At 65.3% G+C, this 23,252-nt stretch carries 14 protein-coding genes; 5 read left to right on the top strand and 9 right to left on the bottom strand.

The genetic code is table 11. The features are described from left to right. Window positions 1–67: 67 nt before the first annotated feature. The 6 genes from glgX to GV035_RS14935 form a co-directional block, all read right to left on the bottom strand. Window positions 68–2,293 carry a glycogen debranching protein GlgX gene (gene glgX / locus GV035_RS14960; protein ID WP_159835828.1) on the bottom strand — a complete coding sequence of 742 codons (2,226 nt, stop codon included), beginning with the start codon at window positions 2,291–2,293 and terminating at the stop codon, window positions 68–70. Window positions 2,294–3,123: 830 nt separating this feature from the next. Then, complete coding sequence (gene glgB, locus GV035_RS14955) at window positions 3,124–5,352, bottom strand: 1,4-alpha-glucan branching protein GlgB (protein ID WP_159835827.1); 2,229 nt, start codon at window positions 5,350–5,352, stop codon at window positions 3,124–3,126. Beyond that, entirely contained in the window at window positions 5,345–8,725 is a 3,381-nt protein-coding gene (treS, locus tag GV035_RS14950; protein WP_159837938.1) for a maltose alpha-D-glucosyltransferase, read from the bottom strand. The genes glgB and treS overlap by 8 nt, the downstream gene beginning before the upstream one ends. A 114-nt stretch (window positions 8,726–8,839) precedes the next feature. Continuing rightward, window positions 8,840–12,238 (bottom strand): maltotransferase domain-containing protein, encoded by a 3,399-nt coding sequence (locus tag GV035_RS14945; RefSeq protein ID WP_159835826.1) that lies wholly within the window; start codon window positions 12,236–12,238, stop codon window positions 8,840–8,842. 375 nt (window positions 12,239–12,613) lie between these two features. Beyond that, window positions 12,614–14,311 carry a glycogen synthase GlgA gene (gene glgA / locus GV035_RS14940; protein ID WP_236572616.1) on the bottom strand — a complete coding sequence of 566 codons (1,698 nt, stop codon included), beginning with the start codon at window positions 14,309–14,311 and terminating at the stop codon, window positions 12,614–12,616. 377 nt (window positions 14,312–14,688) lie between these two features. Further along, window positions 14,689–15,342: a DUF1345 domain-containing protein gene (locus tag GV035_RS14935; RefSeq protein ID WP_159835825.1), complete on the bottom strand. Its 654-nt coding sequence runs from the start codon at window positions 15,340–15,342 to the stop codon at window positions 14,689–14,691. Window positions 15,343–15,426: 84 nt separating this feature from the next. Between GV035_RS14935 and GV035_RS14930 the strand changes: the two genes are divergently transcribed. From GV035_RS14930 to GV035_RS14910, 5 genes are all read left to right on the top strand, one after another. Then, window positions 15,427–15,924 (top strand): sugar dehydrogenase complex small subunit, encoded by a 498-nt coding sequence (locus GV035_RS14930; protein ID WP_159835824.1) that lies wholly within the window; start codon window positions 15,427–15,429, stop codon window positions 15,922–15,924. Window positions 15,925–15,976: 52 nt separating this feature from the next. Beyond that, window positions 15,977–17,572 carry a GMC family oxidoreductase gene (locus GV035_RS14925; RefSeq protein ID WP_159835823.1) on the top strand — a complete coding sequence of 532 codons (1,596 nt, stop codon included), beginning with the start codon at window positions 15,977–15,979 and terminating at the stop codon, window positions 17,570–17,572. Further along, entirely contained in the window at window positions 17,569–19,158 is a 1,590-nt protein-coding gene (locus GV035_RS29490; protein WP_236572615.1) for a cytochrome c, read from the top strand. Before GV035_RS14925 ends, GV035_RS29490 begins: the two co-directional genes overlap by 4 nt. Window positions 19,159–19,305: 147 nt before the next feature. Next, window positions 19,306–20,043 (top strand): metallophosphoesterase, encoded by a 738-nt coding sequence (locus tag GV035_RS14915; protein WP_159835822.1) that lies wholly within the window; start codon window positions 19,306–19,308, stop codon window positions 20,041–20,043. 104 nt (window positions 20,044–20,147) lie between these two features. Beyond that, a complete protein-coding gene (locus GV035_RS14910; RefSeq protein ID WP_442859563.1) occupies window positions 20,148–21,497 on the top strand; it encodes a DNA topoisomerase IB in 1,350 nt (449 codons plus the stop codon). Window positions 21,498–21,503: 6 nt separating this feature from the next. On the opposite strand, the gene GV035_RS14905 is transcribed toward GV035_RS14910, so the two are convergent. From GV035_RS14905 to GV035_RS14895, 3 genes are all read right to left on the bottom strand, one after another. Then, on the bottom strand, window positions 21,504–22,229 hold the full coding sequence (locus GV035_RS14905; protein WP_159835821.1) for an RES family NAD+ phosphorylase: 726 nt from the start codon (window positions 22,227–22,229) through the stop codon (window positions 21,504–21,506). Next, the gene (locus GV035_RS14900) at window positions 22,226–22,663 is read right to left on the bottom strand and encodes an MbcA/ParS/Xre antitoxin family protein (RefSeq protein WP_159835820.1); all 438 of its coding nucleotides are present in this window, start codon (window positions 22,661–22,663) and stop codon (window positions 22,226–22,228) included. Before GV035_RS14900 ends, GV035_RS14905 begins: the two co-directional genes overlap by 4 nt. 249 nt (window positions 22,664–22,912) lie before the next feature. Further along, window positions 22,913–23,185: a DUF2866 domain-containing protein gene (locus tag GV035_RS14895; protein ID WP_159835819.1), complete on the bottom strand. Its 273-nt coding sequence runs from the start codon at window positions 23,183–23,185 to the stop codon at window positions 22,913–22,915. Between the last annotated feature and the right edge of the window lie 67 nt (window positions 23,186–23,252).

Raw genomic sequence — 23,252 nt, 5'->3', positions numbered from 1 at the left:
TGCTTGTCGCATTGCCTACGGTGATGCGTGCCGCGCGAGCCTCGACGCCTTGCGTCCCGATGTTGCGCTACTGCGCCGGATCGATCTCGGATGGCCGGTTCGATGGCAACGTGCCGGGGTCCGGCGGCAGCGCGGTCAGAAGACGCGGGCCCTGATGCGCGCCCGACATCCATACGGCCTGCCAGTCGGCTTTGCCGGACGGCTGCGCGAGGAGCACGACGATGCTGTGCGCTTCCAGTTGCAAATCGCTGCCGACGAGCGGCCGTTCGACGGCGTCAGGCTCCGCGCTGTCTAGCAGCACGTTCCATTCCAAGTGCGGCGCGGGCGGCGCGAACGTGAGCGTGTTCGCGGAGCCGTTGATCATGATGAGGATGACGTCGATTTCGCTGTCGATGCCCGGTCCCGCGCGACGCAATGTCAGCGCGCGACCTTCCGGGTCCTGCCACGCTTCGATGGCGAGCGCGTTGCCGCGTTCGTCGAACCAGCTCACGTCGTAGAGGCCCGGCAGCACCTCGCGGTCGCCATAGAGAAAGCGCGTTTCCCTAAGCACCGGGTATTTTTTGCGCAGCGCGATGACACGCGCGACGAACTCCGTCATTTCGACGCCGCGCGGGCTGTGCGCCGCGTTCCAGTCCATCCACGACAACTCGTTGTCCTGGCAGTACGCGTTGTTGTTGCCGTGCTGCGTGCGCAGGAATTCGTCGCCGCCGAGGATCATCGGCGTGCCGAGCGAGAGCAGCGTCGTCGCGATCATGGAGCGGGCGAGACGCGCGCGAACGTCGATGATCGCGGGGTCGTCGCTCGGTCCTTCGACGCCCCAGTTCGCGCTGCAATTCTCGTTGTGGCCGTCGTTGTTGCCTTCCTGATTCGATTCGTTGTGCTTGTGCGAATACGCGGTGACGTCCGCGAGCGTGAAGCCGTCATGCGACGCGACGAAGTTGACCGACGCCCAGGGCTTCCGAAAGCGCCGGTTGAAGAGTTCCGCCGAGCCCGTGAGACGCGCGGCGAGATCGGGGCGCATGCCTGCATCGCCGCGCCAGAAGCGCCGCACGCCATCGCGGAACTTGTCGTTCCATTCCGCGAAGCCGGGCGGATGATTGCCGACCTGATAGCCGTCGGGCCCGATATCCCACGGCTCGGAAATGAGCTTGCGCGTGGAGAGAATCGGGTCTTGCCGAATGGCGTCGAAGAAGCCGGAGCCCGGATCGAAGCCGTGGCCTTCGCGCCCGAGCGTGACGCCGAGATCGAAACGAAAGCCGTCGATGTTGAACGCGGTGCACCAGTAGCGCAGCGAATCCATCACCATTTGCAGCACGCGCGGATGCGAGAGGTTCACCGTGTTGCCGCAGCCGGTCTCGTTGATGTAGTGCCGTTCGTCGCCCGGAATCAGGCGATAGTAGCTGGCGTTGTCGAGACCGCGCCACGAGAGTGTCGGCCCAAGCTGATTGCCTTCGCATGTGTGGTTGTAGACGACATCGAGTATCACTTCGATGCCTGCCGCGTGCAGTTGGCGCACGGCGATTCGCATTTCATTGAGCCGATGCGTCGACAGATACGTAGGCTCGGGCGCGAAGAACGCGGCGGTGTTATAGCCCCAGTAATTGCGCAGGCCGCGCTCGATCAGGAAGCGGTCGTTCAGAAAGGCGTGCACCGGCAGGAACTCGACGGCGGTGATGCCGAGCTTCTGCAAATGTTCAATGAACCACGGCGAGGAGAGCGCGGCGAACGTGCCGCGTTCGTGCTGTCGGATATCGTTGCGCAGCATGGATGCGCCGCGCACGTGCGTTTCGTAGATGATGGTTTCGCCCCACGGCGTATCGGGGCGCACGTCGCGAGACCAGTCGAAGGCGTCGTCGGTGACGATGCACTTGGGCATCGCGGGCGCGGAGTCGCGGCGGTCCATCGACATGTCGAGCCGGTTCGAATGCACGCGATAACCGAAGAGCGCATCGGACCATCGCCACGGGCCGACGAGCTTCTTCGCGTACGGATCGAGCAGCAGCTTGTGCGGATTGAAGCGATGTCCTTGCTGCGGCTGATACGGCCCGTGCGCGCGAAAGCCGTACACGGTGCCGGGATGCGCGCCCGGCAGATAGCCGTGCCAGATTTCGTCGGTGCATTCGGGCAGGTCGAAGCGCATCAGCTCCTTGCGGCCGGTGCTGTCGAAGAGACACACCTCGATGCGGTGTGCGTTCGACGAGAACACGGCGAAGTTGACGCCCAAACCGTCCCAGTTGGCTCCGAGCGGGTACGGAGCGCCCGGGAGCAACTTTTCGGGGAGTGCGTTTGGCATGTTCTTTTTTGAGCTTCGCTCGGGTTGCGGTGGTTGTGGTTGTTTGCGGTTGTTTCGGTGAACTTGTGGTCGTGGCGGTCTATTGGCGTTGCCCTCTCTCCAGGGCGGGTCACTTTCTTCGGTGAATCACTGCCGGTCGCTTTGTTCTCCGTGAAGCTTGTGTTCGTGCCGGTCTATTAGCGTTGCCCCTCCCCGGGGCGGGGGTCACTTTCTTTGCTGCTGCAAAGAAAGTAACCAAAGAAAGCAGCTTTTTTTGGCCCGCAGCAGCAAGAGTGTCGTCACTCCGCAGTAAGACAGTGGCACTCAGTCAATAAACAGCCTTGAATCACTCCCCGCGCCCACTGAGCGCCACGTCCTCCGAGCCCCTTGGCTCGACAAAACCGGCAGGAATTGTCGGCGTTGCCATGCTTCCGTGAACGCGCCGTAAGCAAGAGTGCACTTGCTTCGGACACGCCTACCGCCTTGCGCAGCCACGAGCAAGAGCGCCATGTAGTTCGGACACGCTACTACTTTCCTCGATGCGCGAAACAAGCGTTAGTGTTATCGAGCCCAGGGGCTCGGAGGGCGTGGTGCTCAGCGGGCGCGGGGGGTGATTCAAGGCTGCCTATTCACGAATGCCACGGTCATTCTGCGAAGTGATCACCTGTTCTGTGCTTCGAGCGGTTCAGAAAAAGCTGCTTTCTTTGGTTACTTTCTTTGCAGCAGCAAAGAAAGTAACCCCCGCCCCGGGGAGGGGCAACGCTAATAAACCGACACGAAAGCAAGCTCCCCGACCAATAATCCCCATCCGCCCCGAGCGCCGCCAAGCAAAGCCCCCGAAAAGCCAAAGCTCAATCAGCCTGAAGCACAATCGCGGCCAACGGCGGCAAAGTCAGCGCAGCAGAATGCTGCTTCCCATGACTAACATGCTCATCAGCCTGAATGACGCCACCATTCCCCAAATTCGACCCGCCATAAATAGAAGCATCGGAATTGAGAATCTCACTCCAGCGCCCGCCACGCGGCAGCCCCACGCGATAGCCATGCCGGGGAACCGGCGTCATATTGCATATGACCACCAGTTCGCGCCCCTCGGCATCCGTACGCCGGTACGCAAAGACGCTGTTCCCATTGTCGTCACCGACGATCCACTCGAACCCGCGCGGATCGCTATCCAGCTTGTGCAGCGCTGGCTCACGCGCATACAGCATGTTCAGATCGCGCACGAGCTTTTGCAAGCCGCCGTGCATCGCGTCATCGAGCAAATGCCAGTGCGGCGACTGATCGTGATTGAACTCCGCGACCTGACCGAACTCGCCGCCCATGAACAGCAGCTTCTTGCCCGGATGCGTCCACATGAAGCTCAAATACGCGCGCAGATTCGCGAACTTCTGCCAGCGGTCGCCCGGCATCTTGCCGATCAGCGATCCCTTGCCATGCACCACTTCATCGTGCGAAAGCGGCAGCACGAAACGCTCGGAATACGCGTACACCATGCCGAACGTGAACAGGTGATGGTGATACTGCCGATACACCGGATTTTCCTGCATGTAGTGCAGCGTGTCGTGCATCCAGCCCATGTTCCACTTGAAGTCGAAACCGAGCCCGCCGCTATCGACACTCGCCGTGACGCCCGGCCATGCCGTCGATTCCTCCGCAATCGTGATCGCGCCCGGAATGTGCCGGACTTCCTGATTCAGCCGCTTGAGGAACGCAATCGATTCGAGATTCTCGCGGCCGCCATAGATGTTCGGCACCCATTCGCCCGCCTTGCGTGAATAGTCGCGATACAGCATCGACGCCACCGCATCGACACGCAGGCCATCCACGTGATAACGCTTCAGCCACGCGAGCCCCGATGCGATCAGGAACGCGCTCACCTCGTTGCGGCCGAGGTTGTAGATCATCGTGTTCCAGTCCTGGTGATACCCTTCGCGCGGATCGGCATGCTCGTAGAGCGGCGTGCCGTCGAACTGGATGAGACCGTGCGCGTCGTTCGGAAAGTGCGCGGGCACCCAGTCGATGATGACGCCAAGCCCCGCTTCATGGGCGCGATTCACGAACTCCGCGAACTGCTCGGGCGTGCCGAAGCGCGCGGACGGCGCGAACTGACCGAGCGGCTGATAACCCCACGATCCGCCGAACGGATGCTCCGCCACCGGCATGAACTCGATATGCGTGAAGCCCATGCCCTTCGCATACGGAATGAGGCGCTCGGCGAGCTCGTGCCAGTTCATGCCGCGATTGCCTTCCTCCGGCACGCGCAGCCACGATTCCGCATGCGCTTCGTAAATGGCGATCGGCGCTTGCGGCGTCTGCTTGCCGGCGCGCGAGTCCATCCATTCGGTGTCGGTCCAGGCGTAATGGTCGATGGCGTCCGCGTCCGCCACGACCGATGCCGTCGAAGGCGGTTTCTCGCTTTGCATCGCGCAAGGGTCGGCCTTCAGCGGCAGCGTGTGACCTTCGCGCGCGACGATCTCGTACTTGTAGCGCGTGCCCGCGCCGATGCCCGGAATGAACAGCTCCCACACGCCCGCGTTATGACGCAGACGCATCGGATGACGGCGTCCGTCCCACGTATTGAAGTCGCCGACCACCGAGACGCGCCGCGCATTCGGCGCCCATACCGCGAAGCGCACGCCTGCCACGCCGCCGTGCGTGATGGGCCGGGAGCCGAGACATTCGAGCACCGCGTACGGATCGGCTTGCGAGAGGCGGTGCAGCCAGTCATCGGAGAGCACGGGGCCGAACGAATACGTATCGTGCGTTTCCTGCGGCGTGCCGTGCCAGTCGATCAGAAGACGGTAAGCAGCCGGCCGCGCGATGAACCCCGCGAAAAGACCCGCATCGTGAATGCGCGTGAGCGTGCCGAGCGGCTCGCCGCTTCCGGCATCGACCACGCTCACGCCCGCCGCGTTCGGCAGAAAGACGCGCACGACATGACCGTGCTCGGTCTCATGCAGGCCGAGCATCGAGAACGGATCGGGATGCCGCGCCTCGACGAGCGCATCGATGTCGAGCGGATTCAGGCCGTGTGCCGGATTCCTCGTATCCGCTCCCGGATCGCTACGGTTATTCATGGTGGGTTCCATCCGGATTGTCCTTGGTTGCATCGACCACGTGGCGCGTGCCGGGCGCGGGCGGCTCGCCCGTGTCGCCGAGCAGGCGGCTCGCGAGCGATGCGAGGCCGCGCAGCGGAAGACCGATCCACGTCGGCCGGTTCGCCGCTTCGTAGCGGATTTCGTAGGCGGCTTTCTCGATCAGGAAGAGATCGAGCAGGGCAGGCAACACATCCTCGCCCGCAATCGGTTCGGGCGACGACGCAATCGCTTCCCGGTACTGCCGCATGAAGCTTTCTTCGGCGACGGCGCGCATGCGTTCGAACAGCGCGCGCTTGCGGTCGGCCGTCTGCGCGGGCGCGGCTTCGGTGGTCGGCTGCGCTGCCGCACTCGCATACGACAGCGAACGCAGAAGACCGGCGACATCGCGCAGCGGGCTCGTCTTCCTGCGGCGCTCGTCGAGCGTGCGCGCGGGCTCGCCTTCGAAGTCGATCAGATACGCGTCGCCCTGCGCCATCAGCACCTGACCGAGATGGAAGTCGCCGTGAATGCGGATGCACAGCGCATCGGCGTTCGACGTCACGAGCTGCTTCACCGCTTCGATGAGCTTCTCGCGGCGGTCAAGCAGGCTCTGCGCGAGGAAGCGGTCATGCTCGTTGAAGCCGCCGATCTTCTGCGCGAGGATATCGAGCGCGCTCGTCAGCAGTTGCAGCGTGCCGTCGATCCAGCCTTGCACGTCGTCGGCGGTCGCACGGCGCGGCGCGAACGCTTCGTCGTCCGTCGGCGTGGCGAGCGCGACGTGCAGTTCGCCGAGCCGCTTGCCGATGATGCCGATGATATTGCCGTAGCCTTCGAAGCCGTTCAACTGCGCGTTGTGATCCGCCTTGCCGTCTTCGGTATCGACGGTGACGGCCAGTTCATCCACCACGCGGCGCAGATAATCGAGCGCGTAGTTCCAGGCATCGCCCTGGTTGTCGACGAAGCCTTGCAAGATCACGAGCGTATGCGGCACGCCCTGCGGATCGACGCGCACAACTTCGCCATAGAGCGGGCCGGTGTTCGCATAGCCGAGCTTCGTGAGATAGCGGCTCATTTCCGCTTCCGGATGGATGCCGCCAACCACGCGCCGCACGAGCTTCAGCACGATCTTGTCGCCGATCACGAGCGAGCTGTTGCTCTGTTCCGCCGCGAGCCAGCGAATCTCGGGCGGCGACGTGGGATTCATGTCGAGCGTATCGAAGCGGTCTGTCGGCAGGAAGCGTATCTCGCTCTTCTGCACGGTCGTCACGACGGCGCGCTGCTTGAGCTTGTGCAAGATGCCGTAGGTGAATTGCGGCACCGCGAACGCATCCGTGATATGCCCGATCGTGCGACCGCGCCGCACCCGCGCGAGCGCGAGCTGCATGTAGAGCGGCGATGTCGTCTCCGTGCCCCACGCGATGGAAAGCGGCAGCACATAGCGTTCGGTGTGATCGCCGACGTCGGCTTCGATTTCAGTGAACGCGAAGCCCGCGCCTTCTATCGTCGTGAGCGCGGCGAGGCGCGCCGCATGCAGCGTCTGATCCTTCGATGCGAACCAGCGGCGCTTGCTGAGATAGCTCGGCAGCACTTCCGATTCGAGCAGACGCACGTTTTCCGGCGTCGGTCCCGTTTGGCCTGCGCGAATCACCATGGTGACGAACTCCGGTAACTGCTCCGACGGCGCCTGCGACCAGGCAGGGCGCATGTTGCCGGGGCAAAGCTGGAACCACAAGAAGCCGTAAGGCGGGAAAGTCAGCAGATAAGTGAGTTGACCGATGGCGGGGAATGGCTGGTCCGCCGTCATTTCGAGCGGCACGGAGCCCGCGAATTCCGACAGATCGAGTTCCACCGCTTGCGGCGCACGCGAGAGATTCGCCACGCAGAGAATCGGCGGCTCGCCTTTCAGTTCGCGCAGATACGCGAGAATCTTGCGATTGCTCGGCTTCAGGAAGCGAATCGTGCCGCGTCCGAACGCATGCTTCGAGCGGCGCACCGCGAGCATCTTGCGCGTCCAGTTCAAGAGCGAATGCGGATCGCGGCTTTGCGCTTCGACGTTGATCGCGTCGTAGCCGTAAAGCGAGCCCATCACGGGCGGCAGCACGAGTTGTTCAGGATCCGCGCGCGAGAAGCCGCCGTTGCGGTCGGACGACCATTGCATCGGCGTGCGGACGCCGTCGCGGTCGCCCAAGTGAATGTTGTCGCCCATGCCGAGTTCGTCGCCGTAATAGATGACGGGCGTGCCCGGCATCGAAAAGAGCAGCGAATTGATGAGCTCGATGCGACGGCGGTCGCGCTCCATCAGCGGCGCGAGACGCCGGCGAATGCCGAGGTTCAGGCGCGCGCGGCGGTCGCTTGCGTACGTGTTCCACAAGTAGTCGCGCTCGGAGTCCGTGACCATTTCGAGCGTGAGTTCGTCGTGATTGCGCAGGAAGATCGCCCATTGATTCGATTCGGCGAGGTCCGGCGTCTGCCGCATGATGTCGGTGATCGGAAAGCGGTCCTCGCTTGCAATCGACATGTAGATGCGCGGCATCAGCGGGAAGTGGAACGCCATGTGGCATTCGTCTTCGTCGCCGAAGTACTCCTTCACGTCTTCCGGCCACTGGTTCGCTTCCGCGAGCAGCATGCGGTTCGGATACTCGGCGTCGATGGTCGCGCGAATCTGCTTGAGAATGGCGTGCGTCTCGGGCAGGTTCTCGTTGTTGGTGCCTTCGCGTTCGACGAGATACGGCACCGCGTCCAGACGCAGACCGTCGATGCCCATGTCGAGCCAGAAGCGCATGACCTGCAGCACTTCCTTCATCACGGCCGGGTTGTCGAAGTTCAGATCCGGCTGGTGCGAATAGAAGCGGTGCCAGTAGTACTGTCCCGCGACGGGATCATGCGTCCAGTTCGAAGGCTCCGTGTCGATGAAGATGATGCGCGTCTCTTCGTATTTCTTGTCCGTATCGGACCATACGTAGTAGTTACGATGATTCGATCCCGGCTTCGCGCGACGCGCGCGCTGAAACCACGGATGCTGGTCCGACGTGTGATTGATGACCAGTTCCGTGACCACGCGAATGCCGCGGGCGTGCGCTTCCTGGATGAAGCGTTTGACATCGGCGAGCGTGCCGTAGTCCGGATGCACGTTGCGATAGTCGGCGATGTCGTAACCGTCGTCACGGCGCGGCGAGGGATAGAACGGCAGCAGCCAGATGGTATCGACGCCCAGTTCCGCGATGTAATCCAGCTTCGCGAGCAAGCCCGGGAAGTCGCCGATGCCGTCGTTGTTCGCATCGAAGAACGACTTGATGTGCACCTGATAGATGATCGCGTCCTTGTACCACAGCGGATCGTCGCTGAGTGCCGACGTCTTCTTGCTGCGCTTCACCCTTGTATCCACGGTTTGCTCCAGTGCTCTTGCAGGCGAGCTTCTGCCCTGTTATCGGTTCGCTGTCGTCGCGCTTGTCGCTGACGTTCGCTGCTTGTTCGTACCGTGACGCAATTAACGTTCTCCGTCGGGCAGAGGCTTCGGCAAACCCCACGTGGGCGAGATGCGCCAGATCGCGAAAGGCAGCGAGTGCGGATTGAGGCGCACATGCTGACGCCGTCCGCGCCACTCGAAACGCTCGCCCGTCATCTGGTCTTCGACGGCAATCGCGTCCCATTCCCGCACGCCCCAGCTCTCCAGCGTCTGCCACGGCAACTCGATATCCGCGCCTTGCTCGTTGAACGGATCGAGATTGATCGCGACGAGCACGACGTTGTCGCGCGATGCGTTGGCCTTCTCGAAGAACAGGATGTGGTCGTTATGCGCCGGCAGGAAGTTCACGCCGAGATGCGTCTGCAACGCGGGATTCGCGCGGCGGATGCGGTTGAGCGCCGTCACTTCCCCGACGATATTGCCTGGCCGGTTCCAGTCCCACGCCTTCAACTGATACTTCTCGGAATCCAGATACTCCTCGCTATTCGGAAGCGCCGCCGACTCGCACAACTCGAACCCACTGTACACGCCCCATAGCCCGGAAAGCGTCGCCGCGAGCGCGGCGCGAATCACGAAGCCGGGACGTCCCGAGCTTTGCAGAAAGCGCGGATTGATGTCCGGTGTATTGACGAAGAAGTTCGGCCGGAAGTAATCCTTCGCATCCGTCTGCGTCAGGTCGTGCATGTATTCGAGGAAGTCGCGCTTGGTTTCGCGCCACGTGAAGTACGTGTACGACTGGGAGAAGCCGAGCTTCGCGAGCCGGTTCATCACGCGCGGCCGCGTGAACGCTTCGGCGAGGAACATCACATCCGGATGACGCGCGCGCACGTCGCCGATCACCCATTCCCAGAACGGAAACGGCTTCGTATGCGGGTTATCGACGCGGAAAATCCGCACGCCCGCCGCGATCCAGTGCAGGAACACGTCGCGCAAGGCGATCCACAAGTCGGGCTTCGCGTCCTGCGCATAGAAGTCCGGATTCACGATGTCCTGATATTTCTTCGGCGGATTCTCCGCGTAACGCAGCGTGCCGTCGGGTCGCCACGCGAACCACGTCGGATGCTCCTTCAGCCACGGATGATCCGGCGAGCATTGCACCGCGAAGTCCAGCGCGATCTCCAGCCCGTGTTCGTGCGCGGCGTCGAGCATGCGCTTGAAGTCGTCGAGGTTGCCGAGTTCCGGATGCACCGCGTCATGGCCGCCTTCCTTCGCGCCGATCGCATACGGGCTGCCCACGTCGCCCGGCTCGGCCGTCAGCGAGTTGTTCTTGCCCTTGCGGTTCGCCATGCCGATAGGATGGATCGGCGGGAAATACAGCACGTCGAAGCCCATCTCGCGAATGCGCGGCATCTTGCCGATCACGTCGATGAACGTGCCGTGACGGTTCTCGTCGTCGCTCATCGAACGCGGAAAGATCTCGTACCAGCTTGCGAAGCGCGCAGCCGCGCGTTCCGAGTCGATGCGATACACGACCGGATCGCGCGACAGGAACGGACGATGCCGCGCCGCCGCGACCGCCTTCGCCATCGCGGACGACAGCACGAGTTCGAGCTTGCGCTCAGGCTCCGCCTTCGTGAATTCCTTGACGATGGCTTCGAGCGGCGCGCTGTCGGAATCTTCGACGGTTTTCACTTCCGCGAGAATCAGCGCGAACAGGTGCTTGGCTTCTTCGAGTTCCAGTTCGACTGTTTGTCCGGCCTTCAGCTTCTTCTGCATGTGATCGACGAGCGACGCGAAGTCATCGCGCCACGCCATCACCACGAATTCGTGCCGTCCCACGCGTTCGAGCGGAATGCGCGTGGTCCACAAGTCGTTGCCGAGCGGAAGCACGAGCGACATCGGCGTTTCGTGCCACTCGGTCTCGTCGGCGGCGCGCCATTGCACGGCTGCCGCGAGCTTGTCGTGACCTTCGGCGAAGATCGCGGCCTGAATCTCGACCGCTTCGCCGACGATGCGCTTCGCCGGAAAGCGCCCGTGATCGACGGAAGGCGTGACGCTTTCGATCGACACGCGCGGCGCGGCAATCGCTTCGGCCACGGACTTCTTGTCGGCGGTCTTCGCGCCGCGCTTAACCTGCGGCTGCGCGAGCAGGATGAACGGCTCGGCTTCCGCGCGGAACAGGCGCACTTCGCCTGCCTTCAATGTCAACGCCGCGAGGCGCTGAGCCTGCGCGCTCGCATCGTCGAGCGGCGCGAAGCGCGTGTAATTGCCCGGCACGCCTTCCAGCAGATGCCGGGTGTCCACATGAACAGGCGCAACCAGATCCGGATTGACGACGACGAGCACCGCCGAACCGCTGTCGCGCAAGTCGCCGCCAGCGGCGCGAATGAGCGCGGCGTAGGGCGTGCCCGCGCCCGTCAGCGAGCGCAGTTCGCCGACGTCCGAAAGCGTGGCGGTATCGCGCTGCAAGGCGTTCGCGCGCTTGATCTGCTCGCGCAGGTCGATGCGCGCTTCGCTTGTCGCGCGCTGGTATTCGGCGGCGACGCCGTACTGCTGCGACATCGGCAAGCCGACGCCGTATTCGAAGCCCATCGGCACGAGGATGCCCGTGCCGAGCGCCGTCGCTGTGTAGAGCGCGCGGCAGTACGCGCGTTCGATGAGCGCGGTATCGCTCGTATCGCTCAGGTCCGCAATTAGACGCGTGCCGAACGGCTCTTCCGGGAAGGCGACCGGCGGCGCGATGCGCGAGAGCGCCGCGTGCTCGTCCACGAGCCACGCGCCCTTGAAGTCCCACCAGCGCGTCGAGGCGAAGACGGCATCGAACTCGGCATCGGCGAGCGCGCGCAGGTCATCGCGCGAGACGCCGACGGTCCACGCCAGCCAGCGCGTCTGCGGATGCTTCTCGCGCACGGCGGCCCCCAGCCGCCGCCACACATGCGCCGGCACCGCGTGCGGCGAGTCGAAGCGAAAGCCGCCGATGCCCGCCTCCGCGATCGCGCTCAACTCGCGCGCCCACCACTGCGTCAGCTGATGCGCGGCTTCGCCATCGGCGAAATTGGCGAACGCGACATCGCGCTGCTGGGGCGGACGGCGCGGGTCGAGCCGCGCGTCCGCGCTCTCGAACGGCTGGAACCAGTGCTTGTTGTCCTGATACAAGCCGCCTTCCGCGCTCACGCGGTTGATCACGATGTCGACGAGGAGCGTCAGGCCGTGCGCCCGCGCGGCGTCGGCGAGCTGGCGCAGGCCATCCGCGGCGCTCGTGTTGCATTCGAAGACAGGGTGCAGGCGATGATGATCGGCGACGGCTTCGCGATGCCCATTGCTGCCGGGCACGAAAGGCGAGCCGATCAGGACATGGTCGAAGCCGAGCGCCGCCGCGTGTGCGAACTGGGCAGGCCAGTTGGCGAGCGGGCCGACGAGCAGGGGATCGATGAAGTAGATACGGGGCGCGTACGCATGATGAGCTTGATGGTTTTCCATCGTTCGTCTTTTCCAGAGTCGTCCTGCGGTGGCGGGGATGCGGGCAACGAATCGCGATCACGCTCACGGGTCAAACTGGCTGAAGAGCCGGTCCGCACGTTACGCCGCATCGTGCGTCGCGAACCGTGGGACACCGCCGCGCCGTCAAACGGCGCAGGCCCCGGGTCGCGTCTCGCGAGCACCATGCATCGAGCGCAGCTGCCGCTTCGTCGCGCTCGCCGGTGGGCGCCACGGTCCCAAACGGGATTTCCTGCGGGCATTGCACGGGCTTGGGAGCACGTTGCGTGCCGCGCCCGGGCGGACCGGGGCGGCACTCTGCTCATTTCGCTGCCATGGGACAAGGCGGGCGGACGCGCGTCGTCGATCACGCCGCGTTCAGGCGGTCTTCGCGACGAGCGGCTTGCCGCTCTCGTGCGCGCGGTGGTCGAGCGCGTGCTCGGCGCTGTCGGCGGCGCGGCGCAGACGGACGGCCGTGCGGCTCGGGCGCATGCCGGTGAGATCGCTGTACAGCGTGACCATCTTCGCGACCGCTTCGCCCCAGCCGAAATCGCGCGACATCGCGTTGCGCTGCATGGCGCGCCACACGGGCGGGCGCATGTAGGCGTCGAGCGCGCGGCTCGCGGCGGCGATCACGTCGTCAGGCGTTTCGCCGTCGAAGAGAAAGCCCGTGGGGCCGCGCGTCGTGTCGTGCGCGTCGTCGGCGTCGTGGATGGCGATGGGCGCGTCATGCGTGCCGTCGCGGACATAGATCGTCTCGCGCGAGGCCATTTCGGCGCGGTGTCCCGCATCGACGATGGTATCGGCGAGGCCGCCCACGCGCGACGCCACCGGCAGCGTGCCGTAGCGCATCGCGTACATTTGCGTGAGACCGCACGGCTCGAAGCGGCTGCCGTGCAGAAGAATGTCCGCGCCCGCATGCAGCGCGTGCGCGCGGCGCTCGTCATAGCCGATGTGCACGCCGACGCGATCCGGCCACTGCTGCGCGAGCTTCCTGAAGCCGCGCTCGATGTACGCCTCGCCCTGGCCGATCACGGCCAGTTGCAGACGCGGATGCCTTTCGAGCAGGCGCGGCAACGCTTCGATCACCACGTCGGCGAGCTTTTGCCCGGTCATGCGGCTGCCAATTGCCATGAGCGGCGCGAACGGATCGGCCGGCAGTCCAAACATGCGCTGAAGGCGGCGCTTGCAGGCGTGCTTGCCGCGCATGTCGTCGAAGGAATAGGTGCGCTCGATCAGCGGGTCGGCGGCAGGATTCCACGCCTCGTCGTCGATACCGTTCACCACGCCCGACAGCTTGTCTGCGCAGCTTCGCAGCACGCCTTCCATCAGATGCCCGAAGCGCGGCGTCAGAATCTCCCGCGCATAGGTTTCGCTGACGGTCGTCACGCGGTCGCCATGGACGATGCCTGCTTTCATCAGGCTCAGTGCGCCGTAGAACTCGATGCTCTGCGGATTGCTCAACGCATGCACGAGCCACTTTTCCGGCACGCCCAGCGACGCGCCCAGCGAGAGCGCGTAATTGCCTTGGAACGCCAGATTGTGGATGGTGTAGACGCTCTTCGCCTGCACGCCCGCGTCTTTCATCAGAAGCGGCGTGAGGCCGGTGTGCCAGTCGTGCGCGTGAACGATGTCCGGCTTTCTGACGCCGCGCACGCCCTGCGCGATCCGCACGGCGGCGGCCGAAAGGGTCGCGAAACGCACCGCGTTGTCCGGATAGTCGCGGCCCTGCGCATCCTGATAGAGCCCGGTGCGCGCATAGAGTGCATCGCAGCGCAGCAAAAGGACGGGCACGCCGGTGTCCGGCATGCGGGCGCGCAGCAGATCGGCGTCGCCGCCGGGCAGGCCGCGCAGCGTGCAGAGCTTGGTGACGCCCTCGGCCTGGGCGATCGCCTTCGGATAGGCGGGCAGAAGGATGGTCGCATCGACGCCTGCGGCGCGCAGGGCGGCGGCGTAGGCGCTGACCATGTCGCCGAGGCCGCCGGTCTTGGCGAGCGGGACGGCCTCGGAGGCGACCAGCAGTACGTTCAAAGGCAAAATGGGCTCCTGTGCGGGCAGACGCGGGACGATGGCCATGCGCCTCGTTGACGCCTCGACGTGCGTGTTCGGGGAGACGAGGAACAGCCGGGCCGCGCGATCCGGGTACTGATCGGGTTTTTATTCGGTGTTGTGTGTTACTGGCGCAGTGCAGCAATCTACGTGCCACTGCATGTTCAGGTATGTGCGCTGGCCCACGATCATTTCGGACTGATGTTCGATGAGGGTCCGCTTGCGCTCAAACGAAAAGCCGAAATGCACGCAAACTTTGCGCATGTAAAAGTGACAGCGGCACGCGCCGCGTTTTTACATGCGCGTTTCACCGAGCGCCCTTGTGAGAGCTTATGGACGACGTGTGACAGGCGCGTTGCGCGCCACGTCGAAGGAAAAAAGCAGGGAGGACCGAACGTTCGGCTTCAGCCGCCAACGAGGCTCGCGGCAATGTTCACGGACAGACCGAGCACCGCGAGGTTGAAGAAGAACGACAACACCGATTGCGCGAGCGCGGTGCGGCGCGCGCTGGTCGAGCAGAGCACGACATCGGACGTTTGCGAAGCGACGGCGATGGTAAACGAGAAGTAGAGGAAATCCCAATAATCGGGTTTCAGATGCCGGTCGGGAAACCGGAGCGCCGGATCGCCCGACGGCGAGCGATAGTAATACCGCGCGTAGTGCAGCGTGAACATCGTCGGGATGAGGAACCAGGCGCCGAGCATCGTCGCGCCGGTCAGGACATAGTTGGGAAACGCGCGAAAGCCGAGGCTCTTGGCCGCCGACAGCTCGACGACGATCGCCACGAGGCTCGCCATGGCCGCGAAGCTCACGATCAGGAGCACGGCGGCGGCGTTCTCGTCCTCGCGTTCGGCGAGCGCCTGGACGTTGCTCTGGCGCGCCGTGGCCATTTGCAGCCAGATCAGCGCGAGATAGAGCCACACGGCCGAGTCCCAGCCGATCAGCGCGCGGGCCGTCGGCCTCACGTGCGCCGGAACCAAAGCGGCGACGACGAAACCAACCAGCAAGCCGATCATGGCTCGCGGACGAGTGCGCAAAACGGGCGGGAGAGGATTCATCGTTCGGGCAGGGCTCGGTTTTGTCGACGCGAGCGATTATTGCCGATGCACCTTACATCGACACGAGGACGATGAGGACGACCGATGGCTGAACGTAAGCGTGTGTCCTTCACGATGCGTCGCGGAGTGCTGACGGGTGCGGCAGCGTCGGCTGCGCTCGCGTTCGCGCCGTCGCGGGCGGCTCCCGCAGCGGGCGCGGACGTCGATACGTTCGTCGCCGTGTCGATGAAGCTGACCGGCCGCGCGAGCTTCGATCCGCTCGTCGCTGGGCGCATCCACACGGCACTGGCTCGCGCCGATGCCGGTTTCGCCGACAAGATGACGCGGCTCGATCACTGGCTCTCGACCCACGGCGGCACGCCGAGCGACGTCGTCACCGCCGCGCTTCAGGCGACGCAGCCCGATCTCGCGAAGGCGGTCGGCAGCGTGGTGCGCGCGTGGTATCTGGGCGTCGTCGGGGAAGACGAGCGCGCCGAAGTCGTTGCGTTCGAACGCGCACTGATGTTCGATCCCGTCCGCGACATGCTCACGGTTCCCTCGTACTGCCGCGGCGCGCCCGCCGACTGGGCGAAAAAGCCGTAACGACCTCCCGACCTCCCAAGCGACGAACATAACGACGAACAGAGGCAAGCGCATGACGGGATCGACAGCGGCGGACGTGGTCATCGTCGGGTCGGGGGTGGCGGGCAGTCTCGTCGCGTACCGGCTGGCGAAAGCGGGCGCGTCGGTCATTTTGCTCGAAGCGGGGCCGCGTCTCGCGCGCTGGCAGATCGTCGAGAACTTCCGGCGCGCGCCCGAAAAGCGCGATCTGTGCGCGCCCTATCCGCTCGTGCGCCACGCGCCGCGTCCGGAGCCGACGAATCCGGGCAGCTATCTCGTCAATCGCGGGGCGAAGGCGTATGAGCCGCAATATCTGCGGCTCGTCGGCGGCACGACGTGGCACTGGGCGGGCGCGGCGTGGCGTCTCTTGCCGGCGGATTTTCGGCTGCGCACGCTGCATGGCGTCGGGCGCGACTGGCCGTTTCCCTACGAGACGCTCGAACCGTGGTACGGCCAGGCCGAAGCCGAACTGGGCGTCGCGGGGCCGGACGTGGATCTCGGCTCGCCGCGCTCGACGCCGTATCCGATGCCGCCCTTGCCGCTTTCGTATCTGGATCAGCGGTTCGCACAGGTGCTCGCCGCGCAGTCGCTGCGCGCCGTTCCCGAGCCGATGGCGCGCAACAGCCGCGCGTACGACGCCCGGCCGCCGTGCTGCGGCGCGAACAACTGCATGCCCGTGTGCCCGATCGGCGCGCTGTATCACGGCGCGACGCACGCCGACAAGGCCGAGCGCGCCGGCGCGACGCTGATCGCGCAGGCGGTCGCGTATCGCATCGAAGCGAACGACAAGGGCGAGATCGCCGCGATCCATTACATGGACCCGAACGGCGCGAGCACGCGCGTCACCGGCAGGCGCTTCGTGATCGCGGCGAACGGCATCGAAACGCCAAAGCTCTTGCTGATGTCGGCGTCGGCGCGTTTTCCGAAGGGCATCGCGAACGCTTCCGATCAGGTCGGGCGCAATCTGATGGATCATCCCGGCGTGGCCGTGAGCTTTCTCGCGAACGAAGCGCTCTGGCCGGGGCGCGGGCCGGTGGAAATGAGCTCGGTCGTCGATTTCCGCGATGGCCCGTTCCGCGCGCAGCAGGCGGCGAAGAAGCTGCATCTGTCGAATGCGTCGCCGACGCTCGTCGTCACGTCGAACCTGATCGAAGCCGGTTTGACCGGCGGCGAACTCGACCGGCAAATCCGCGAGCAATCCGCGCGACGGCTGACGCTCGGCAGCTTCCACGAACAGTTGGCGTCGCCCGACAACCGCGTGACGCTGTCGGCGCAGAAGGACGCGCTCGGCCTGCCGCGCCCGGAAATACGCTACGCCATCGACGATTACGTGCGCCGCAGCGCCGCCGATACGCGCTCGCTCTTCGAGCGGATCGCGCAATGGTTCGGCGGCGAGCGGATCGAGCACGACGACGGTCTCGAGCCGAGCAGCCATATCATGGGGACCGCGATCATGGGCCGCGACGCGAGCGATTCCGTCGTCGATGCCGATTGCCGCGCGCACGATCACCCGAATCTCTTTGTCGCGGGCAGCGCCGTGATGCCGGCGGGCGGCTCGGTCAACTGCACGCTGACGATCGCGGCGCTCGCGCTGCGGCTCGCGGGCGCCATCGAAGCGTCGCTGCGATGACGCGGCGGCGCGCGCTCGTCGTGCCGGCGATGCTCGCGTTCGCGGCCGCTTTCGTGTTCGCTTTCGGCCGCCTCGAGGCGGAGACCGGACACAGCGAGACAACTGCGCCCGCGCGCGCGGCGAACGTCGCGCGCGGCGAATATCTGGTGCGCGCGGGCGGCTGCATGGCGTGCCACACGGCGGACGCGGCGCGGCCGTTCGCGGGCGGCCGCGCGATGCCGACGCGCTTCGGCATCTTCTATACGCCGAACATCACGAGCGACCGCGCGACGGGCATCGGCGCGTGGACCGACGCGCAGTTCGTCCGCGCGATGCGCGAGGGCATCGGCAGGAACGGCGAGCATCTTTATCCCACGTTTCCGTACACGGCCTATACGCGGCTCTCGGACGGCGACGTGCTCGCCATGCGCGCCTATCTCGCGACCGTGCCGCCGGTTCGCTACGCGCCGCCGCCGCACGCCTTGCGCTTCCCGTTCAACTGGCGCTGGCTGATGATCGCGTGGAATGCGTTCAACTTCTCGCCCGGGCGGTTCGTGCCGGATCCGGGCAAGCGCGCGGAGTGGAATCGCGGGGCGTATCTCGTCGAAGCACTCGCGCATTGCGGGCAGTGCCACACGCCGCGCAACGTGCTCGGCGGACTGAAGAACGGCGAGCGGCTCGGCGGCGCGACGGTGGCGGGCTGGCGCGCGGGCAATCTGACGCCCGAGCGGGTGGCGGGCATTGGCGCATGGCGCGACGACGAACTGCTGCGCTACCTCGCGAGCGGCGCGGCGCCGGGACGCGCGTATGCGATCGGGCCGATGGCGGAAGTCGTCGCGAGCGGCACGCAGTTTCTGACCGGCGACGATCTTCGGGCGATGGTGACGTATTTGCGGTCGATGCCGGTGGTCGGAGCGCAGAGCGGCGCGCGTTCGCGATGGGGCTTCGGCGCTGCGGCGCAAACGGACATCACGACGCTGGATGCGGTGGGCGCGTTCGAACGTCGGAGCGGAGGGAGCGGGAACACGGCGGACAAGGCGACGAGTTCGGGCCGCGACAGGGCTGGAGCCGAGAAAGCGCCGGATAGCGCGACGAGTTCGGAGCGCGACGGGGCAGGCGCCGAAAACACGCCGGACAGTGCGAAGAATCCGGACCGCGCCAAAACAAGCGCCGTAGCAACGCCCGACGTCGCGAGCACTTCACATCGCGACACGGCGGGCGCCGCGAAGACCCGCCAAACCGCGACGACTGCGGATCCCGGCGCAGCAAGCTCCGCCAACCCCGAAGGCGCTCGCCTCTACGCCGCGGCGTGCGCCAGTTGCCACGGCGCGACGGGCGAAAGCACCGGCGGGCCGTTTCCGTCGCTCGTGCATGACGGCGTGACGGCCGCGCTCGGCTCGATGGACACGAGCAATCTCGTCCTCGTGATCCTGCACGGCGTGGACCGCGAAACCCGCGATGCGCCCGCGCTGATGCCCGCGTTCGGCGCGTCTTTATCCGATGCGAACATCGCCGCGCTCAGCAATTACCTGACACGGCAGTTCGGCGATCCGCGCGCGACGACTCGCGCGGAAGACGTCGCGCGGCTGCGTGCGATCGCGCAGTAATGGGTTCGCGCGACCCAATTGCTGACCAAAGCCAATGAACACGCGTGGTGTCCGGTTTGCGAAACGCCACGCGCACACATGACAAAATCCGCATTAAAAGCGACCCAACACGCACACGTTCGATCCACCCGGCGCTAAGATCGACGCATGAATGATCCGACCTATTCCGCCGTCTGCAGGCATCCCGCCAACGATATCGGCCGCGACTTCGTGGTCGGCGATCTGCATGGCTGCGTCGATGCGCTGCGCTATCTGCTGAGCGAAATCCGTTTCGACGGCTCGCGCGACCGCCTTTTCTCGGTCGGCGATCTGGTCGATCGCGGCACGGATTCGCTCGCGGCGGTGGAGCTCATCGACAAGCCGTGGTTCTACCCGGTGCTCGGCAATCACGAGGATTCGCTGATCGCGGTGGCCGCAGGCCAGATGCGACGGCAGTCGTGGTATGCCATCGGCGGCGCGTGGGCCGAGACGGTCCCCGACGACCAGCTTGCCGCGCTCGCCACGCGGCTTTCGACGCTGCCGCTCGTGCGCGTCGTCGGCGAGGGCGAGCGGCGCTTCAACGTGCTGCATGCCGAGTTCTTCGGCAGCGACGCCGATCTGGACGCCGCCGCGTTCTCGGAAGACACGCGCAGCCAGATGCTGTGGGGCCGCAGTCTCGCGCTCGGCAACGCGGACCCTTCGGTGCAGCGCGGGCTCTCGCCAACCTACTGCGGCCACACGCCGATGCGCGCGGTGCGGCAGATCGGCTCGCAGATTTATGTCGATACCGGCGCGTTCGCGGCGGAAGGGCGGCTCACGATCGTCGAAGTCGGCAGCGACGAAATCTGGTCGGTCAAGGAACGCTGGGCCGCGTCCGAAGGCGCGCGCGAACTCGCATTGCCCTGAACGTCGCCGGGCGTCGTCTCGTTTGCTTGTCGCGAAAAGAGGCCGAGGCACAACCGTTGCTCGGAATCTCGCCACGAACCAAAAGCAACGAGTCGAGGCACGCAGTGGCGAGGATCGGACGCAACGCTGGACAGAACGCCGCACGCCGGAGCGGCAACGGAGCCGCGGAAGCATCGCGCGACGCGCAGAACGCGCTTGCACAATCGCTCACGGAAGACCTTCCGCCCGGCCTGCGCTACGTGGACGATTCCCGTCGCGGCTACACGCGCGAATGGATCGACGGCGCGTTCGCCTATTTCAACACGCAGGGCAAACGTATCGAGGACGAAGCGGAAATCCGGCGCATCAACGCGCTCGCGATTCCGCCCGCTTATTCCAACGTCTGGATCTGTCCCGACTCGCACGGTCATCTTCAGGCGACGGGCCGCGACGCGCGTGGCCGCAAGCAGTATCGCTATCACCCGCAATGGCGCGAGACGCGCGACGCCAACAAGTACGAGCGCATGTTGGCGTTCGGCGCGGTTCTGCCGAAGCTGCGCGCCCGCGTATCGCGCGATCTGACGCTCGACGGCATGCCGCGCGACAAGGTGCTCGCCACGGTCGTCCGGCTGCTGGATACGACGCTGATCCGCATCGGCAGCGAGGAATACGCGCGGGAGAATCGCTCGTACGGACTGACGACGCTCAGAAAGCGCCATCTGAAGGTGTCGTCGGGGACGCTGCGCTTCAAGTTTCGCGGCAAGAGCGGCATCGAACATGACGTTGCCGTGAGCGATGCGCGCGTCGCCCGGATCGTGAAGCGGTGCATGGATTTGCCGGGGCAAGACCTCTTCCAGTATCTCGATGCCGACGGCGAGCGGCATTCGGTCAGCTCGTCCGACATCAACGATTATCTGCGCGAGATCACCGGCGCGGATTTCACCGCGAAGGACTACCGCACGTGGGCCGGCAGCGTGTTCGCGCTCGCGGCGCTTCGCAAGCTGCAATGGGAGACGGTGACGGAAGCGCGCAAGCATGTCGTCGGAACCATCAAGGAAGTGTCGCAACTGCTGCGCAATACGCCGGCGGTCTGCCGCAAGTGCTATGTGCACCCGGCCGTGATCGAGGCGTTCGAGGCGGGCGAGCTCGCCGAGGCGCTGCCGGCATCGCGCCGGCACGGACTCAAGACGGACGAGGCCGCGCTCGTCATCTTTTTGGAGAAGGATGCGAAGCGCCGCGCACGCGAAGCGGCGCGCGCCAACCGCAAGGGCGCCGCTGCCAGCGACGCGCGGCTCACCGGCCTGCTCGCGGAATCGAGCCAGAAGGCCCGCGCGGGCGCGTTGAAGGGAAGCGCCAAGAACGCGGCGGCGCAGGCGCTTCAGACGGTGGCGCGCAAGACGTCGCCGAAGGCCGCGCGGCCCGCGACGAAGAAGCTGTCGCGCACGCGCAGTTCGACGGCCGTCGCCATCAGCTAGTCCGCGCTAGCCGACCTGATTCAGTTCGAACACGCAATCGATTGCGCGACCGTTCCAGTTGTATTCGAGATAGGCGGCGTGATGACAGTCGCGCAGCAGCGTCGTGCGCAGGGCGGCGAGACATTCGCCTTGCGGATCGCGCACTGACGGATAAACGATGCCCGGCGCGCCCGCCGCCCGCACCGCGCGCCCGAGCGCCATGCCGGGCGCGTAGTCGTCCGGCGCGAGAATGCCTGCATTGAGTTCCGCCTGCGCGATGCGATCGCCCCGCAGATCCACGACTTCGCCGCGCGCCGTCACGCGGTACAGCCGCATTTGCTGGCGCAGCGGCGCTTCCTGCGTTGCCGCGAGAAAGAGACCGGCGTGATAGCGCGTCTCCGCGATGGCGGTCTGCCGCTCGCGTGCGCAATAGAACACGCCGTAGCTGCCATCTGAGAAGCGGCTGCCGTTTGGGTTCAGATGCGTGAAAGCAGCCATGATCGGGCCGCAGCCGGGACCGAAGCAGCGTTCTTCGCGCGGCACGAGATCGAGTTCGCCGACTTCCGTGCGCAGGCGGTCGTTGGTCATCGCTTCGAGCGCGTACAGGGCGTCGAAATCTTGCGGCGACGCGACTCGGTCGAAGAGATTCACGGCGGGAAAGCGCGTGGGAATCACGCGATATGCCGGGGACCAGTCCAGTTCGCCATGCGGCCAGCGGTCCCGCCAGCTCGATACAGCCTGATTGCCCGTCACGCCCAGCCGCCTCGCATTGCGTCGAGATACTGCCGAACGGCGACGAGATCGCTGACGTTGCCCGCGAGCATGCGTTCGAGCGCGGGCCGTCCGCCGAAAGCGGGCGCGGTGTTCGGGCGTTTGATCCACGTATCGGCGGCTTGCGGGTCCGGCAAGAGGATTTGCAGCGCCTTGTAGATGCCGAGAATCAGCGAGAGGCGTTCGAGCGTATCGCGTCCGACCCGTGCGGCTTGCGGCGCGTTCTTCCACTTGAAGAAGGTCGAGCGTCCGGGCTTGCCGAGCAGGACGATTTGCTCGTCGGCGGAAAGCGCCCAGGCTTCCGCGATCTTGAAAAAGGCGCGCAGGCCGGCAGCGGACAGGTCGCCGAGGTCCGGCGCGGGGCGCGGCGCCGGATGGCCGGTCGCCGCAGAAGCAGCATGGGCGGCGTGGGGCATGTCGTTAAGTCTCCAAAGGAACCTTTAACGCATGTTAGTCTATGTGTGGATTTGTACAAGATAAATGTAGCGTTGCGACGCGGTTTGCGGCCTAGTCCGGCGCAATCGACGTCATCGGAGGGCCCGTAGCGGAGGCGTACGCTTGCAGCGCGCTCGCGGTATCAAATGCCGTGCAGTCGCCGCGTAGAACTCATCGCCGCACGCGCGGGTTCATTCAAGTAAATCTAGCTTCATCGCGCGGTTCAAGCGTCAGTCGTCGTCGTCGGTCGGCCCGTAGCGACGACCGGGCGTATGCGCTTGCAGCGCGTCCGCGATATCAGACGCCGTGCAATCGGCGCGCAGCACGCATCGCTGCACGCGCGGGTCGCTCTTGAGCGTCCATTCGACGGTGCGGTACGGCTCGCCCCACGGCCGCTCGATCGGCGCGGACAGGCGACAGCGGCTCAACTTAAGCGCGGTGTGGCGGCGCATGGCGCGCGCAAGATTGGCGAAGGCCGGGCGCGCGGCGGTGTTGACGGACATGGCACATTCCTCACGTTGATGCCCGGCTGTCGGCGGCCGGGCGTGATCGCGCGTCGAGTGTGTGCGT

The organism is Burkholderia sp. 8Y, assembly GCF_902506145.1.
Lineage (GTDB): Bacteria > Pseudomonadota > Gammaproteobacteria > Burkholderiales > Burkholderiaceae > Caballeronia.
Note: the sequence above shows the minus strand (reverse complement) of the source record. Positions and strands in the feature narration are given on the sequence as shown.